This is a genomic window from Nonomuraea insulae, from assembly GCF_042656245.1.
The window spans coordinates 46,390-58,545 of record NZ_JBHSPA010000115.1 but is presented as its reverse complement, the minus strand read 5'-3'; the positions used below and the strand labels follow the sequence as shown (position 1 = coordinate 58,545).

The following is a 12,156-nucleotide window of genomic DNA, read 5'->3' as shown; positions in this document are numbered from 1 at the left end:
TGGGAGCCAGCGTGTCGAAGACACACCGCGCCGCCGGAGCGATCAACGATGCTCGCGTCCCGATCGGCGACAACGGACTCGACCTGCCGCGCGTCGGTCTCGGTACGGCCTCGCTGGCCAACTTCCTCGGTGTCGTCCCGGAGGAGCAGGCCGTCGGAACCATCCGCCGGGCATACGACGCGGGCATCCGCTATTTCGATACCGCGCCGCTGTACGGGCACGGCCTCGCCGAACGGCGCCTCGCCGCGGCCCTGGACGCCAAGCCGCGTACGGACCTGGTCATCTCCTCCAAGGTCGGCCGGCTCCTGCGCGCCGGCGCACCCCGCGACGACAGCCAGTACCACGAGGGACAGCCCTTCTACAGAGAGGTACCCGCGACCGGCCCGGTGTGGGACTTCAGCTACGACGGTGTCCGCACCTCACTGGAGGAGAGCCTCGACCGACTGGGGCTGGACCGGGTCGACATCCTCTACCTCCACGACCCGGACAACCACTACGAGGACGCCGGCACCACCGCCTACGCCGCCCTGCGGGACCTGCGCGAAGCCGGAACGGTCCGGGCGATCGGCGCCGGCATGAACCGCACGCCGGTGCTGACCAGGCTCGTGGAGAACTGTGACCTCGATCTCGTCCTCCTCGCCGGGCGGTACACCCTCCTCGACCAGAGCGCCATGGCGGACCTGCTGCCGGCCTGCCGCAGGCGAGGAACGAAGGTCGTCGTGGGCGGCGTGTTCAACAGTGGCATCCTGCTGGATCCGGCGCCGCAGGCGCGCTACGACTACGTTCCCGCCTCCGGCGCCATCGTCGAGAGAGCCCGGCGGATCAAGGCCGTCTGCGACCGCCACGACGTGCCGTTGGCGGCGGCGGCCATCCAGTTCCCCCTCGCCCACCCCCAGGTCGCCAGCGTTCTGATAGGAGCCCGGTCACCCGACGAGCTGGACATGGACCTCGACCTGCTCCGGGTGAACATCCCGGCCGCGCTGTGGCACGATCTGCGTTCGAGTGGCCTGTTGCTCCACGACGCCCCAGTCCCTTCCGGCGTCACGGCCCTGCCCGACCACTGACGCGATCCGAAGGGACACACCATGATGAACGACCGGCACGCTGTTCGCATCGACGCGCACCAGCACTTCTGGGACCCTGCCAGGTTCCGTTATCCATGGATGGACGACGCCGCGCTGGACCCCGTGCGCCGCTCGTACACACCGGACGACCTCGCCGGCGAGCTCACGGCCAACGGCATCGACGGCACGGTCCTCGTCCAGACCGTCTCCGACCTCGCCGAGACGCGCCTCTTCCTCGACATCGCCCGTGAGACCCCGTTCGTCCACGGCGTCGTCGGGTGGGTGGACCTCACCGCGCCCACCGTCGGCGAGGTCCTCGACGAACTGCTCGACGAGTACGGGCCGCTCCTCGTCGGCATCCGCCACCAGGTCCACGACGAGGACGACGCCGCGTGGCTGGGACGTCCCGACGTCCGGCACGGACTTGGCCAGGTGGCGGCCCGCGGACTCGCCTACGACCTGCTTGTGCGAACCCGCGAACTCCCTGCCGCCACCGCCGCCGTCGTAGCCCTGCCCGATCTTCGCTTCGTGCTCGACCACATCGCCAAGCCCGGCATCGCCGGCGGCTGGGACGAACCCTGGGCGGCGGCCATCGCCGACCTCGCCGCGCTCCCCAACGCGCGCGTGAAGCTCTCCGGCATGGTCACCGAAGCGAACTGGACCAACTGGTCCGCGGACATCCTGCGGCCCTTCGTCGAGCGTGTCGTCGACCTGTTCACCGTCGACCGTGTCATGTTCGGCTCCGACTGGCCCGTCTGCCTGCTCGCGGCGTCGGCCTACGGCGACGTCGTGGATGCCCTCTCCACTGTCCTGAGCGGCCTGAGCCCGGCGGAATCGGAACAGGTCTTCGGCCGGACCGCCCAGACGTACTATCGTCTGCCGGGCATCTGAGGTGTCAGGCGACACCGCCGGCCCGGCCCTCGCCCGGTGGAGTCAGCAGAACATGGGCATGCCGTACAGCCAGGGGCGGGCGCTGGAGCAGGTGATGCCGCGATGCCTCCACCACCTGCGCGTCGGTGTCCTCGCTGGGCGGCGCCGAATCCTTGGGGGGAGCTGTCATGAATGCCGGTCTTTCCATCGGTTGCATCGGAACATCTGTAGTTCGGCGAAGCCCCGATTCTTGTTCACGGTCCCTCGACGGCTGCCGTGACAGATCGGCCTCCCGTTTCGCGCTCGCGACTCGTTAGGCTGCGTCACGGCAAGATCGCGGTCGGGATGAGCTGAGGGGTAGCGGGTTGGCTGAGGAAGCAGTGCGGCTGCTGGTGCGCTTCGGCCGTCGATACGCGGCCGCCGTGCGCCTGGCGACGCTCGTTCCGATCTGCGTGATCGCCCTGTCCCGCGCCACTCCCGGGCAATTCACGGCCACGGCGTACGTGGTCGGCGCCGCAGCCGCCTGGACCTGCGGATACGCCTGGTGGCTGCGCATGGGCCGGGGGAACATGCCGGTCGCCCTCGACGTGGTCGTGCTGCTCGGACTGTTCGCGAGCGTCTTCTGGACCGGCGCCGTCGAGGACAGGAACACCGGGTGGCTGCGGCTTCTGGTCACCTTCGCCTGTGTGACGTGTCAATGGCACACTCCGCTCCTGGCGGGCGGCGCGGCGGCGCTGGCGGCCGGGGGCGGGGCGGTGGTCATCCTCATCGCGGCGGGAGCGGTGGAGTCGGACCGGAGCCTGGTCACAGGGACAGCGTGGGCGATTCCGGGGGCCGCGCTGTCCGGAGCGGCCTGGATGCTCCTCAAGCGCGGCGCGGAACGGGCCGACCGATTAGCGGCCGAGGCCGAACGAGCACGCGGAGAGTCGCTGGTGGCCGCGGCGGCCCGCGCGGAGGAACGCGAGCTCGCCAACACGTTGCACGACACGGCGGCCACGACCCTGCTGCTGGTCGGCATCGGCCAGGTGCGTTCCGACGCGGACTGGCTGGCACCGCAGGCGCGCCGCGATCTGGACCAGCTGCGCTCCGACAGCAGGCAGGCACCGCCGTACGCGGACCTCGTCGACCTGCTGCGCGCCAACCTCGACGCCACGCATCTGACCGTGGAGTTCGACGCCCCCGCGCAGCTGCGGCTTCCGTTCGACGTCGCCAGGGCGATCGCCGACGCGGCACGGGAAACCCTCACCAACGTACGCCGCCACGCGGGCACGACCCACGCGACCGTCCGGCTGCGCGGGAGCGAGAGAGCGCTACGACTCGACATCGCGGATCGCGGGAAGGGATTCTCGCCGACGGACGTGCCGGCCACCCGGCGCGGCATCCGCGAGTCCGTACGCGGCAGGATCGACCGCATCGGTGGCACGGCCACGATCACCTCCGCCGAGGGCGAGGGCACCCTCGTACGACTGGAGTGGCAGGCCGGCCATGAGTGACACCGGCGAAGAGGTGACGCGCGCCCAGCTGAGGCACGGTTTGCGGATCGCGACGCTGGTCGTCGCCATGGCGACCGTGTTCGGGCCCGGCCTGACCAACCTGATGAGCAACATCGACCGCTACCAGTCCTCACTCGCACAACTGGCCGCCTTCGCGGCGCTGGCAGCCGTGCTCGCCGGTGAGGCCACGCTGCTCGTCCGCGGACGTTCGTGGGGCCGGTCGCGCGGGCCCGTCATCGCCGTCGTGCTCATCGTGTCCGCGCTGTCGTACGTGACCCTGCCGGATGGGCGCACATCGACCAGCGTCGATTGGATGTTCGGCGCCGCGAACTGGGTGGGCGTCGTCGTACTGCTCGATCGCCCGTTGCGGACCGCCGCGTCGTTCCTGCTGGCCCACGAGCTCACCGCCCTGCTCCACCTGCTCCTGCTCGATGACCCCAGCCGGGCGGACCTGGCCCGGTTCGCCACCGGCTCGGTGACCGTGTTCGGCCTGCCTCTGTGCGCTGCCGTGATGGCGGCCGTCACGCGCGGCCTCAGCGCGGCGGCGGCGACCTCCCGCGGGGAGATCGAGCGGGTACGTGTCGCCGAGGCCGTCGCCGCGGAATCCCACGGCCGCAGGCAGCAGCGGTTCGCCGAGTTGTCGGCTACCACCATCCCGCTCCTGGAGGGACTCGCCGACGGCTCGCTGCGCCCCGAGGACCCGGCGGTCCAGCGACGCTGCGCCATCGAGGCGGCCAGGATGCGGAGACTGTTCGCCGAGGCGGACGATGTCGAGAACCCTCTGTTGCACGAGCTGCGCCACTGCATCGACGTGGCGGACCGCAAGGGCGTCGTGGTGGAACTGGACACGCGCGGTCAGTGGCCCGAGCCGCCCGTGGCCGTTCGGCGCGATCTCACCGAGGCAGTGATCATCGTCCTCGCGACCGCCGTCTCCCGGGCACGCGTCACCGTCATCGGTAGTGCTGAGCTGGTGTCGGTCAACGTGGTCGCGGACTGCCGTGAGATGAACATGCCGAGCCCGGCGACACCCGGTGTCGAGGTCGAGGCTTTGAACAGCGACGATTCGCTCTGGATGGAGGCCCGCTGGCAGCGGACGAGCTGATCACCGCGGACGTTCGCAGACGATCACGCTACGGTGCCAGAACGCGTTTGTGGTAGCTCGCGATCTTCCGAACCTCGACCGTGACCTGGACGTTCAACCCCGTCCCTGGCTTGATGTGATCGCACAACGTCGCGAGGGCCAGTTCACCGAGGCGGGCTTTCAGTTCGGCGTCGCGGCCGGGCAGGATCGCCAGATCCACGTGGACCATCGCCTCTCCGGGCTCCCCGCCGCCGATGACCGCCTCGCCGATCGGATGGAAGCGGGTCTTGAAGCTCGGCAGGGCGCTGCTGATCAGCTCGGCGGCGGCAGGGTGGAGCGCCAGCGCGAATCCGCGCCGATCGAACGCCTCGGCCAGGGACTCTGAGTACTCAACGGTGATCTGCGGCATATCGCCCATTATCGTGCCCGCGTCACCTTCGAGGAACTCGGCACCCGCCAGGTGCAAGATCCGCGTCGAAGTACGGGCTCAGCAACGGGCCCAGCGTGGCCGCCATCAACCGGTCGCCCGGCTCGATGGCGCGCCGCGCGCCGTCGAACGGCACCCCCAGCGTGCTGACCGCGCCCGTGGCCGGGGACCTGACGACGATCTTCAGCATGTCGTCGATGCCGTGGCGGTGCAGGAACTTGTCGGCGAAGTCCCGCTCCGGGCCGGTCGCCCGCAGGCGGAGTTGTCCGAGGGTCGCCACACCGTGACGGGTCAGGCAGGCGACCCCGTCGCGCGAGGCGAACGGATTGTTCCAGCGCCAGCGTTCGGCGTATTCATCGACGAAGTCCGGCCGGAACATGGTGAGGTACTGCTCCTGGCCATCGCCTCCCAGCGCCAGATACGCGGGGTTCTCGGCCACGAACGCGTTGACCCACCCGAGATGGACGGCCAAGGCCTCGGCCAGCACCGGATAGAGCGCCCCCTGCCGAGCCGCGGCCACCTGCTCCAGCACCTTGATGAGCTTTCGGTATTCCAGCTGTTCCACGGATCCGCCATCGCACTTGTTCATCGCTTCGGGGGCAGCCAGTACGGTCGGCTGCGTCGTTCTCGCCTTCTCAAGGATTGCGCAATCGGCGGCCGAACATCTAACACTTGACCAAGGATTCCGCTTCAAAGGGCCAGGTCACGGGACGTTCTCCGGTCGCCGACGACGGCGGATCCGGCAAATGCCGCAATCGCGTGAGTGCGACGTCGGCCAGGTGATCACGGTGCCCGGCGCCGGTGTGATGCCCGCCGGCTGGTGACCGCTACACCCGAGCCACGGCCAGAAGATGGGCGCTGGCGTTGATCATCAGAGGATCCTGTTCGGCGATGAGGGCCTCGACCGCGGAGGTCATCTCCGCGGTGAGCCGCCCGGTCGTGCCGGCCTCCAGGAGCGACAGGTAGCGGCTGATGGCGGCGGCCGCCACGAGGCCTCCTGGACGCAGCACCCGCTGTGCCTCGGCGAGCGCCCGCGCCCGGTCGGCCGGTGCGGTCAGGTGGTAGAGCGGGCCGAGCAGCAGGACGACGTCCGCGCTTCGGTCCTGGGCACTCAGCTGACGGTCCTACGCGAACCAGGCGAGCCGTTGACGAGGAGCCGCTCCGTCCGCTCACGCCGCGCCACCGCCAGTCCGCGCCGATCAGTGACGCCGCCTCCTGAACCGCTCCAGACGCCGGCCTCGTGCTGGTCGCTGGGGTCACAGCCACCGAGATCCGCATCAGGAGCCTTTCTCCACCAGGCCCGTCGACGGCCGCTCCGGTGCCGCCCTCCGTATCTCTCAGCAGGAGCAGCCCGGTGACGGAGAACGTGCAGATGAGGATGACGAGTTGGACGCCGTAGTGGATGTCCTGGGTCGGCAGCAGCATGTTGCCGGTGTGCAGGCCGACGTGCACGCCGACCGCCATCCACACCGTCCCCGTGCGCGCCCGCGCCGCCCCGCAGGCGAAGCCGAGCGCGATCGCCTGGACCACGTAGAGCAGGCGCTCGGCGAGCGTGTCCGCCGAGCTCTGCGAGATGATGTGCAGCGCGCCGAACACCACGGATGTCACCAACAGCACGGCCTTCGGCGACTTTCCTCACCGAAGGACACCAGCGCCGCCGCGTTGTCCTGGAAGGTCTCCGGTTTGGCCTCCCCTGTCATGGTGACCCGCGGTGGTCGTGCGGCCCGGCCTCATCTAGGAGCTCACACCGCGCAGGACCCGAGGCACGTCCCGGGCCGGGAGCAGGGATCGCCCTGCGCCGGTTCCACGGGGCCGCCACCCAAGGAGACCTACGACCCCGGGCAGGGCTTCACCGCCACTCCGCTTCCCGCGCGCCGGTCACCGGGGGAGCCCGCGACATCCTGAATGGCAACGGCCCGCTCGTCATAACATTCCATCGCCTGGCACTTCACCGGCGTGGAAGCCGTCTCTTTCAGGAAGTGCCGGTCGGCGAAAGGAAGATCACTATGGACCGGAACCTTGCCGAATTCCCCAGCAACTGGGGGCGTTGGGGCGATACGGATCAACTCGGCGCTGTCAATTTCATCACCGCGGAGGCCCGGGCGCGGGGCGTCGCGGAGGCGCGTACGGGAGTGACGGTCTCGCTGGCCAGGGAGACCCCGATCGCACCGTTGATCGCCGGGCCGATGGCGACCCTGCGGGCGGACTCGACGGCGGTGCAGACCGCCATGATGTTCACCGGTTCGCCGCCGCTGGGAATGGCCGAGCTGATGATCGTCAATACGCACCATCCCGAGGTCACGCACCTGGACGCCATGGCGCACATGGTCACCGACGGGCAGGTCTATCCGGGGATCGCGCAGGCGGACAGCTCCGGCCCCGCAGGAGTGAGCCATGGCGCCGCGGACGCGTTCGCCGATGGCATCGTGACCCGGGGCGTGCTGCTCGACCTGGCTCCGCAGAGCCGTCTGCCCGACGGACACGCCGTCACGGCCGATGATCTGAGCGCCGCGGCCGAGCGGGAGGGCGTCGAGGTGCGATCGGGCGACGCCCTCGTCGTACGGGGCGGCTGGGACCGGGTCGCCGACCACGGCCGGGCGCTGCCGGGGATGACCGCCGGAGCGGTCCGGTGGATGCACGACCACGAGATCGCCATCTACGCCGGGGACATCGGTGACGCGTCCCCGCCGCTCAAGGACGAGATTCCCGGCGCACTGCACCGGCTCGCGCTGGCCCGTCTCGGCATCCCGCTGATCGACGGCGCCAACGCGGAGGCACTCACCGCCGTCTGCGCGGAACACGGCCGCTACACGTTCCTGTTCGTGGCCGCGGTGCCGCGCATCCTCGGCACCACCGGCCTGCCGGTGAACCCTCTGGCCATCTTGTAGAAAAGCGCCCCGTCCATGCCGCAGCGCGGACGGGGCCGCCGTCAGGCGTCGCGACGCAGCGTGAACCAGAAGGTCGGCACCGAGTTGGTGCCCGGTGTGACGTCGAGGAGTTCCCAGCCGGCGAACCTGGCGCGCAGTTCGTCGGCTGTGACGCCCGCCGCCCACGACGTGATCTCGGTGGTCGAGCTGCCGAGCGGCTCGGGGCCGTACCCGAACATCAGCAACCGTGCTCCAGGAGCGGCGCGGTGGGTGAGCCCGGCGGCGTAGGCGTCGCGGCGGTGCAGCGGGACCCCGCAGTAGCAGCTCAGGTCGAAGAACAGGTCGAAGGGGCCGGGCACGTCCAGCTCGTCGAGGCGGGTGGCGTCTCCGTGCAGCAGCCGCACCGCCGCTCCCGCCGCCTCGGCCTTCTCCCTGGCCTGGTCGACGGCGCGGTCGATCAGGTCGACGGCCGCCACCTCCCAGCCGTGCCGAGCGAGGTAGATGGCGTTGGTCCCCGTACCGCAGCCGAGTTCGAGGGCACGGCCGGGTGGCAGCGCGCCGTGCCCCTCCACCAGGTCGACCAGCTCGGGCGGCGTCACGCCGGTGTCCCACGGCGGCTTGCCCGCGCGGTAGTAGCCCTCCAGCGCGCGGTGGACGGACCCCTCCTCCTGCTCTCGCTGCGTTGAGGTCAGGTCCGGCTTCTGGGTGGTGCCGGGCTGGTTCATCGTCGCCTCCAAGACGTTAGAGCTTAACTCTAGTGATGTACTCTAGAGATACACTCGCATCTCGTACGGAGTCAAGCGAACGCTTCTTCGTCAGTCATCTCGGCTTCCGCGCAAACGCGTGTCAGCGGCGGCGTCAGGACGGCGACGGTCCGGTATCAGAGCAGTCGGCGATGGTTACTCCCGTGACCACGACGAGCTCGCACCCGACGAGGGGCGGGGCTCGCAAGACCGCAAGGAGATTCATGATGGGAACCGGCGACAACGGCTTTTCCGAGGCGGGGCTGCGCAGGTGGCGTGAGGTGCTGGCGCGGCATGTCGAGTCCGGGAAGATTCCCGGGCTGGTCGCCCTGGTCGGCCGCGGCGATGAGACGCACGTCGAAGCGATGGGGACGATGCGTCATGACGGTGGCGCGCCGATGCGCCGCGACACGATCTTCCGGATGGCCTCGACGTCGAAGCCGGTCGCGATGGCGGCGGCGATGGTGCTGCTCGATGAGTGCCGGCTGCGGCTGGATGACCTGGCGGAGCGGTGGCTGCCGGAACTGGCCGACCGGCAGGTGCTGAAGCGGATCGACGGCCCGCTCGACGACACGGTCCCGGCGCGGCGGCCGATCACCGTACGTGACCTGCTGACCTCCACCTTCGGGCTCGGCATGGACATGACGGCGCTGGGCACCCCGATCATGGGGGCGATCTTCGAGCGGGGGCTCACGCCCGATCTGCCGGAGCCGATGCCCGGGCCGGATGAGTGGATCCGCCGCCTGGGCGAGCTTCCGCTGATGTGCCAGCCGGGGGAGCGCTGGCAGTACCAGATCAGCCACGACGTCCTCAGTGTGCTGGTGGCCAGGGTCACGGGTCAGTCGTTCGAGACGTTCCTGCGCGAGCGCGTCCTCGACCCTCTCGGCATGATCGACACCGGCTTCCACGTGCCCGCCGACAAGATCGACAGGATGCCGACCCTGTACGCTCCCGACCCGCAGAGCGGCGAGTTCATCGTGTGGGACGAGGCCGCAGGCGGACGGTGGAGCCGGCCGCCGGCGTTCCAGGGCAGCGGGGGCGGGCTGGTCTCCACCGTCGACGACTACCACGCCTTCTTCCGGATGTTGCTCAACGGCGGAATGCGCGGCAGTCAGCGGATCCTGTCGCGGCCCGCCGTCGAGCTGATGACCACCAACCGTCTCACCCCCGAGCAGACAGCCGCCCGGACCGCCCTGGCCGTCAACAACGTCCATCTGTCCTTCGGCCAGGGCCAGCACGGTGGCTGGGGCTTCGGGATGGCGGTGCGCACCTACCGCGGCGACTACGCGCCCGTCGGCCAGTTCGGCTGGGACGGTGGCAGCGGCACCTCCACCTACGCCGACCCCGCCAACCAGCTCACCGGAATCGTGCTCACCCAGGTCGGCATGTCCGTCCCGGACTCGGCGCGGCTCATCCACGACTTCTGGACCACGCTCTACCAGGCCATCGACGGCTGACACCGAGGTCACCTCGTTGTCGCTGGACGGGACCAGGGCCGTGGGCGTGCGGGTGGGGGACCTGGAACAGGCTGACCGAGAAGGACGCCCGCGACTACCGGCTGCTGCGACGCGGCCCGCTCGCCTCGCTCACCCAGGTCGCCGCGGTGCTCCGCAGCGACGCCACGCGTCCGACGGTGGATCTTCAGTTCACCCTGACGTTGCTGGGCATGACCGGGGAGCTGACGCTGATCGAGGAGCCGGTCGTCACCTGCGCGATCAGCGTGCTGGACCCGGACAGCCGCGGCAACGTGCGGCTGTCAGGCACGGACCCGGCACGGCCGCCACTGGTCGATCCCGATTATCTCGGCGACGACGGCGACGCCTCCGTCATGCCGGCCATTACCCGAGGCAACACCCAGGCCCCGACGATCATGATCGCCGAACGAGCGGCGGCGCGCATCGCGCGCGCCGCCGGCGTCAGGTGAACCGCCGGTCACGACCGACTCAAGGTCAGCTGGTGAGGCGGAAGGTGGCGTCTCCCCGGCCCGTGGCCGTGCTGATCGGATCCAGACGAAGCAGGTAGCTGGAGTGGCGGAGGTAGCGGTCGGGGAAGTTGTAGGACTGGAACGAGGCCGCCGAGGAGTCGGACAGGCCCGGCACCCGGCGGAAGGTCGCGTCCCCGCCGAACGTGGCGCTCCCGTCGTACTTGGCCAGGACGAAGTCGTAGTTGGAGTGGCGCAGGTACCAGCCGGGGAAGTTCGACGACTCGAACGACACCGCCGACGGGTCGGCCAGGCCCGGGACGATGCGCCACTGCGAGTCGGCCGCCGGGCTCACGTTCGGGTCGATGCGGACGTCGAAATTGCTGTGCCGTACGTAACGGTCGGGGAAGTTGACCGACTGGAGGCGCTGGGTGCCGGCCGAGGCGGGGCCGCCCCACTTCGACCGCAGCGCGGTGAGCTGCGCCTGGGTGATGCCGGTGATCGAGCCGTGCCGTTTGCGGCCGGCGCCGAGCGCGTACTCCGACGTTCCGCGGACACGATAGACGCCGGGGTCGGCGGGGTTGGCCGTGGTCAGCGGGAGGTAGCCGCGGCCGGCGGCGTACTGGTCGACCCAGAGGGCCCACTCGTCGCGGCCGTTGTACTGGTGCAGGATCGGGCCCTCGACCTGCGCGCCGGTGAGGCCGAGATGGGAGATGTCGCCGAGGCGGGTCCAGCCGGTGAGGATCTGGTTGCTGCCCTCGATCGTGATCTGGCCGTCGCCGGACGCGCGGACGTAGCGGTAGCCGCCGACGCTGCCGGGAATCTCGAGGATCTGCGTGTCGATGATGCCCTGCGTGCCCGGCCGGTCGATGTAGAGCTGCGCGCCGGTAAACGTACGGAAGTCGCGGGTGCGGGAGTAGTAGACGCGGGCCTTGTCGACGCCGTTGCGCGGGGAGATCGTCGCCCAGTAGACGACGTAGTCGCCGGTCGCCGGGTCGTAGATCGCCTCGGGCGCCCACGCGCAGCCGGCGTCGGGGATGGCTCCCGCGACGTTCACCAGGCGTGGCGCCGACCAGGTGACGAGGTTGGCCGACTCCCACACCACGAGCGAGGTGCTGCCGTCGTGCTGGGCGGCGCTCCAGCCCTTGCCGCTGGCGATGCGCAGGTCGGTGGCGATCAGGTAGAACCGGTCGCCGGACGGCGAGCGCACGATGGCGGGGTCGCGGACGCCGAGCTCGCCGACGCTCGATGTGAGCACGGGCAGGGAGCTGTTGAGGTCGGTCCAGTGGAGGCCGTCGGTGCTGGTCGCGAAGTAGATCTGCTCGCCGTTGGCGCTCTCACCGGTGAAGTGCGCCATCAGATAGGCGGTGTTGGGGTCGGCGGCCTTGGCGGGGCGTTCGAAGGCGACGAGGCCGAGCGCGAGCACCAGGGCGCCGACCAGCCCGATCAGCCCCGTCCGTCGCAGCATGGGTGTCATGGTTTCTCCGGTTGTCCGGGTGGTCCAGATGTTAGCGCTAACATTCAGACGCGCAGGCCGCCCGGACGGGATCCACCGGCGGGCGGGGAAGGTTTTCTGTTGTGTTGCGCAGAGTGTTTACGTAACCATCGCTGATGTCAACAGGTCTGATCGGGTATTGACCGATCTGATGGGGTGCGCACACACTGATGCGACGCCGACATGGCCACTATC

General features: G+C 69.9%; 14 protein-coding genes and 2 pseudogenes. 8 read left to right on the top strand and 8 right to left on the bottom strand.

Annotated elements, in window-relative coordinates; genetic code table 11:
* Positions 1-11: 11 nt before the first annotated feature.
* Both ACFPZ3_RS63715 and ACFPZ3_RS63710 read left to right on the top strand, forming a co-directional pair.
* The gene (locus tag ACFPZ3_RS63715; RefSeq protein WP_379524134.1) at positions 12-1,064 is read left to right on the top strand and encodes an aldo/keto reductase; all 1,053 of its coding nucleotides are present in this window, start codon (positions 12-14) and stop codon (positions 1,062-1,064) included.
* A 21-nt stretch (positions 1,065-1,085) separates the two neighbouring features.
* Positions 1,086-1,955, top strand: coding sequence for an amidohydrolase family protein (locus tag ACFPZ3_RS63710; protein WP_379524133.1), 870 nt, complete (start codon positions 1,086-1,088; stop codon positions 1,953-1,955).
* A gap of 4 nt (positions 1,956-1,959) precedes the next feature.
* On the opposite strand, the gene ACFPZ3_RS63705 is transcribed toward ACFPZ3_RS63710, so the two are convergent.
* The gene (locus tag ACFPZ3_RS63705) at positions 1,960-2,124 is read right to left on the bottom strand and encodes a hypothetical protein (protein WP_379524132.1); all 165 of its coding nucleotides are present in this window, start codon (positions 2,122-2,124) and stop codon (positions 1,960-1,962) included.
* A 175-nt stretch (positions 2,125-2,299) separates the two neighbouring features.
* Here ACFPZ3_RS63705 and ACFPZ3_RS63700 point away from each other — a divergent pair, with 175 nt between their 5' ends.
* Together ACFPZ3_RS63700 and ACFPZ3_RS63695 are read left to right on the top strand one after the other, a co-directional pair.
* Positions 2,300-3,427, top strand: coding sequence for a sensor histidine kinase (locus tag ACFPZ3_RS63700; protein WP_379524131.1), 1,128 nt, complete (start codon positions 2,300-2,302; stop codon positions 3,425-3,427).
* Positions 3,420-4,529, top strand: a complete 1,110-nt coding sequence (locus tag ACFPZ3_RS63695) for a hypothetical protein (RefSeq protein WP_379524130.1) — start codon at positions 3,420-3,422, stop codon at positions 4,527-4,529. The genes ACFPZ3_RS63700 and ACFPZ3_RS63695 overlap by 8 nt, the downstream gene beginning before the upstream one ends.
* A 28-nt stretch (positions 4,530-4,557) precedes the next feature.
* On the opposite strand, the gene ACFPZ3_RS63690 is transcribed toward ACFPZ3_RS63695, so the two are convergent.
* The 4 genes and pseudogenes from ACFPZ3_RS63690 to ACFPZ3_RS63675 form a co-directional block, all read right to left on the bottom strand.
* Entirely contained in the window at positions 4,558-4,917 is a 360-nt protein-coding gene (locus ACFPZ3_RS63690; RefSeq protein ID WP_379524129.1) for a 5-carboxymethyl-2-hydroxymuconate Delta-isomerase, read from the bottom strand.
* Between the two features lie 22 nt (positions 4,918-4,939).
* Positions 4,940-5,500, bottom strand: coding sequence for a hypothetical protein (locus ACFPZ3_RS63685; RefSeq protein WP_379524128.1), 561 nt, complete (start codon positions 5,498-5,500; stop codon positions 4,940-4,942).
* Positions 5,501-5,762: 262 nt separating this feature from the next.
* The gene (locus tag ACFPZ3_RS63680) at positions 5,763-5,924 is read right to left on the bottom strand and encodes a hypothetical protein (protein ID WP_379524324.1); all 162 of its coding nucleotides are present in this window, start codon (positions 5,922-5,924) and stop codon (positions 5,763-5,765) included.
* Between the two features lie 6 nt (positions 5,925-5,930).
* Positions 5,931-6,050, bottom strand: a pseudogene (locus ACFPZ3_RS63675) (class I SAM-dependent methyltransferase); the annotation flags it as partial.
* A 287-nt stretch (positions 6,051-6,337) separates the two neighbouring features.
* Between ACFPZ3_RS63675 and ACFPZ3_RS63670 the strand changes: the two are divergent.
* Positions 6,338-6,469, top strand: coding sequence for a hypothetical protein (locus tag ACFPZ3_RS63670; protein ID WP_379524323.1), 132 nt, complete (start codon positions 6,338-6,340; stop codon positions 6,467-6,469).
* Here the strand turns inward: ACFPZ3_RS63670 and ACFPZ3_RS63665 are convergent.
* A pseudogene (locus ACFPZ3_RS63665) lies at positions 6,436-6,531 on the bottom strand (hypothetical protein); the annotation flags it as partial. The gene ACFPZ3_RS63670 and the pseudogene ACFPZ3_RS63665 overlap by 34 nt on opposite strands.
* 410 nt (positions 6,532-6,941) lie before the next feature.
* Here ACFPZ3_RS63665 and ACFPZ3_RS63660 point away from each other — a divergent pair.
* The gene (locus ACFPZ3_RS63660; protein ID WP_379524127.1) at positions 6,942-7,823 is read left to right on the top strand and encodes a cyclase family protein; all 882 of its coding nucleotides are present in this window, start codon (positions 6,942-6,944) and stop codon (positions 7,821-7,823) included.
* 41 nt (positions 7,824-7,864) lie between these two features.
* Here ACFPZ3_RS63660 and ACFPZ3_RS63655 read toward each other — a convergent pair whose 3' ends face one another.
* Positions 7,865-8,527, bottom strand: a complete 663-nt coding sequence (locus ACFPZ3_RS63655) for a class I SAM-dependent methyltransferase (protein ID WP_379524126.1) — start codon at positions 8,525-8,527, stop codon at positions 7,865-7,867.
* Positions 8,528-8,772: 245 nt separating this feature from the next.
* Between ACFPZ3_RS63655 and ACFPZ3_RS63650 the strand changes: the two genes are divergently transcribed.
* Positions 8,773-10,002, top strand: coding sequence for a serine hydrolase domain-containing protein (locus tag ACFPZ3_RS63650; protein WP_379524319.1), 1,230 nt, complete (start codon positions 8,773-8,775; stop codon positions 10,000-10,002).
* Positions 10,003-10,178: 176 nt separating this feature from the next.
* Positions 10,179-10,469 carry a hypothetical protein gene (locus ACFPZ3_RS63645; RefSeq protein WP_379524125.1) on the top strand — a complete coding sequence of 97 codons (291 nt, stop codon included), beginning with the start codon at positions 10,179-10,181 and terminating at the stop codon, positions 10,467-10,469.
* Between the two features lie 25 nt (positions 10,470-10,494).
* Here ACFPZ3_RS63645 and ACFPZ3_RS63640 read toward each other — a convergent pair whose 3' ends face one another.
* On the bottom strand, positions 10,495-11,934 hold the full coding sequence (locus ACFPZ3_RS63640) for a glycoside hydrolase family 43 protein (protein ID WP_379524124.1): 1,440 nt from the start codon (positions 11,932-11,934) through the stop codon (positions 10,495-10,497).
* Between the last annotated feature and the right edge of the window lie 222 nt (positions 11,935-12,156).

Bases quoted from the DNA above. Each gene is read 5' to 3' on its own strand.
- ACFPZ3_RS63710 (WP_379524133.1), top strand. From the start codon at position 1,086: ATGATGAACGACCGGCACGCTGTTCGCATCGACGCGCACCAGCACTTC.
- ACFPZ3_RS63705 (WP_379524132.1), bottom strand. From the start codon at position 2,124: ATGACAGCTCCCCCCAAGGATTCGGCGCCGCCCAGCGAGGACACCGAC.
- ACFPZ3_RS63695 (WP_379524130.1), top strand. From the start codon at position 3,420: ATGAGTGACACCGGCGAAGAGGTGACGCGCGCCCAGCTGAGGCACGGT.
- ACFPZ3_RS63690 (WP_379524129.1), bottom strand. From the start codon at position 4,917: ATGCCGCAGATCACCGTTGAGTACTCAGAGTCCCTGGCCGAGGCGTTC.
- ACFPZ3_RS63670 (WP_379524323.1), top strand. From the start codon at position 6,338: ATGTCCTGGGTCGGCAGCAGCATGTTGCCGGTGTGCAGGCCGACGTGC.
- ACFPZ3_RS63660 (WP_379524127.1), top strand. From the start codon at position 6,942: ATGGACCGGAACCTTGCCGAATTCCCCAGCAACTGGGGGCGTTGGGGC.
- ACFPZ3_RS63655 (WP_379524126.1), bottom strand. From the start codon at position 8,527: ATGAACCAGCCCGGCACCACCCAGAAGCCGGACCTGACCTCAACGCAG.
- ACFPZ3_RS63650 (WP_379524319.1), top strand. From the start codon at position 8,773: ATGGGAACCGGCGACAACGGCTTTTCCGAGGCGGGGCTGCGCAGGTGG.
- ACFPZ3_RS63640 (WP_379524124.1), bottom strand. From the start codon at position 11,934: ATGCTGCGACGGACGGGGCTGATCGGGCTGGTCGGCGCCCTGGTGCTC.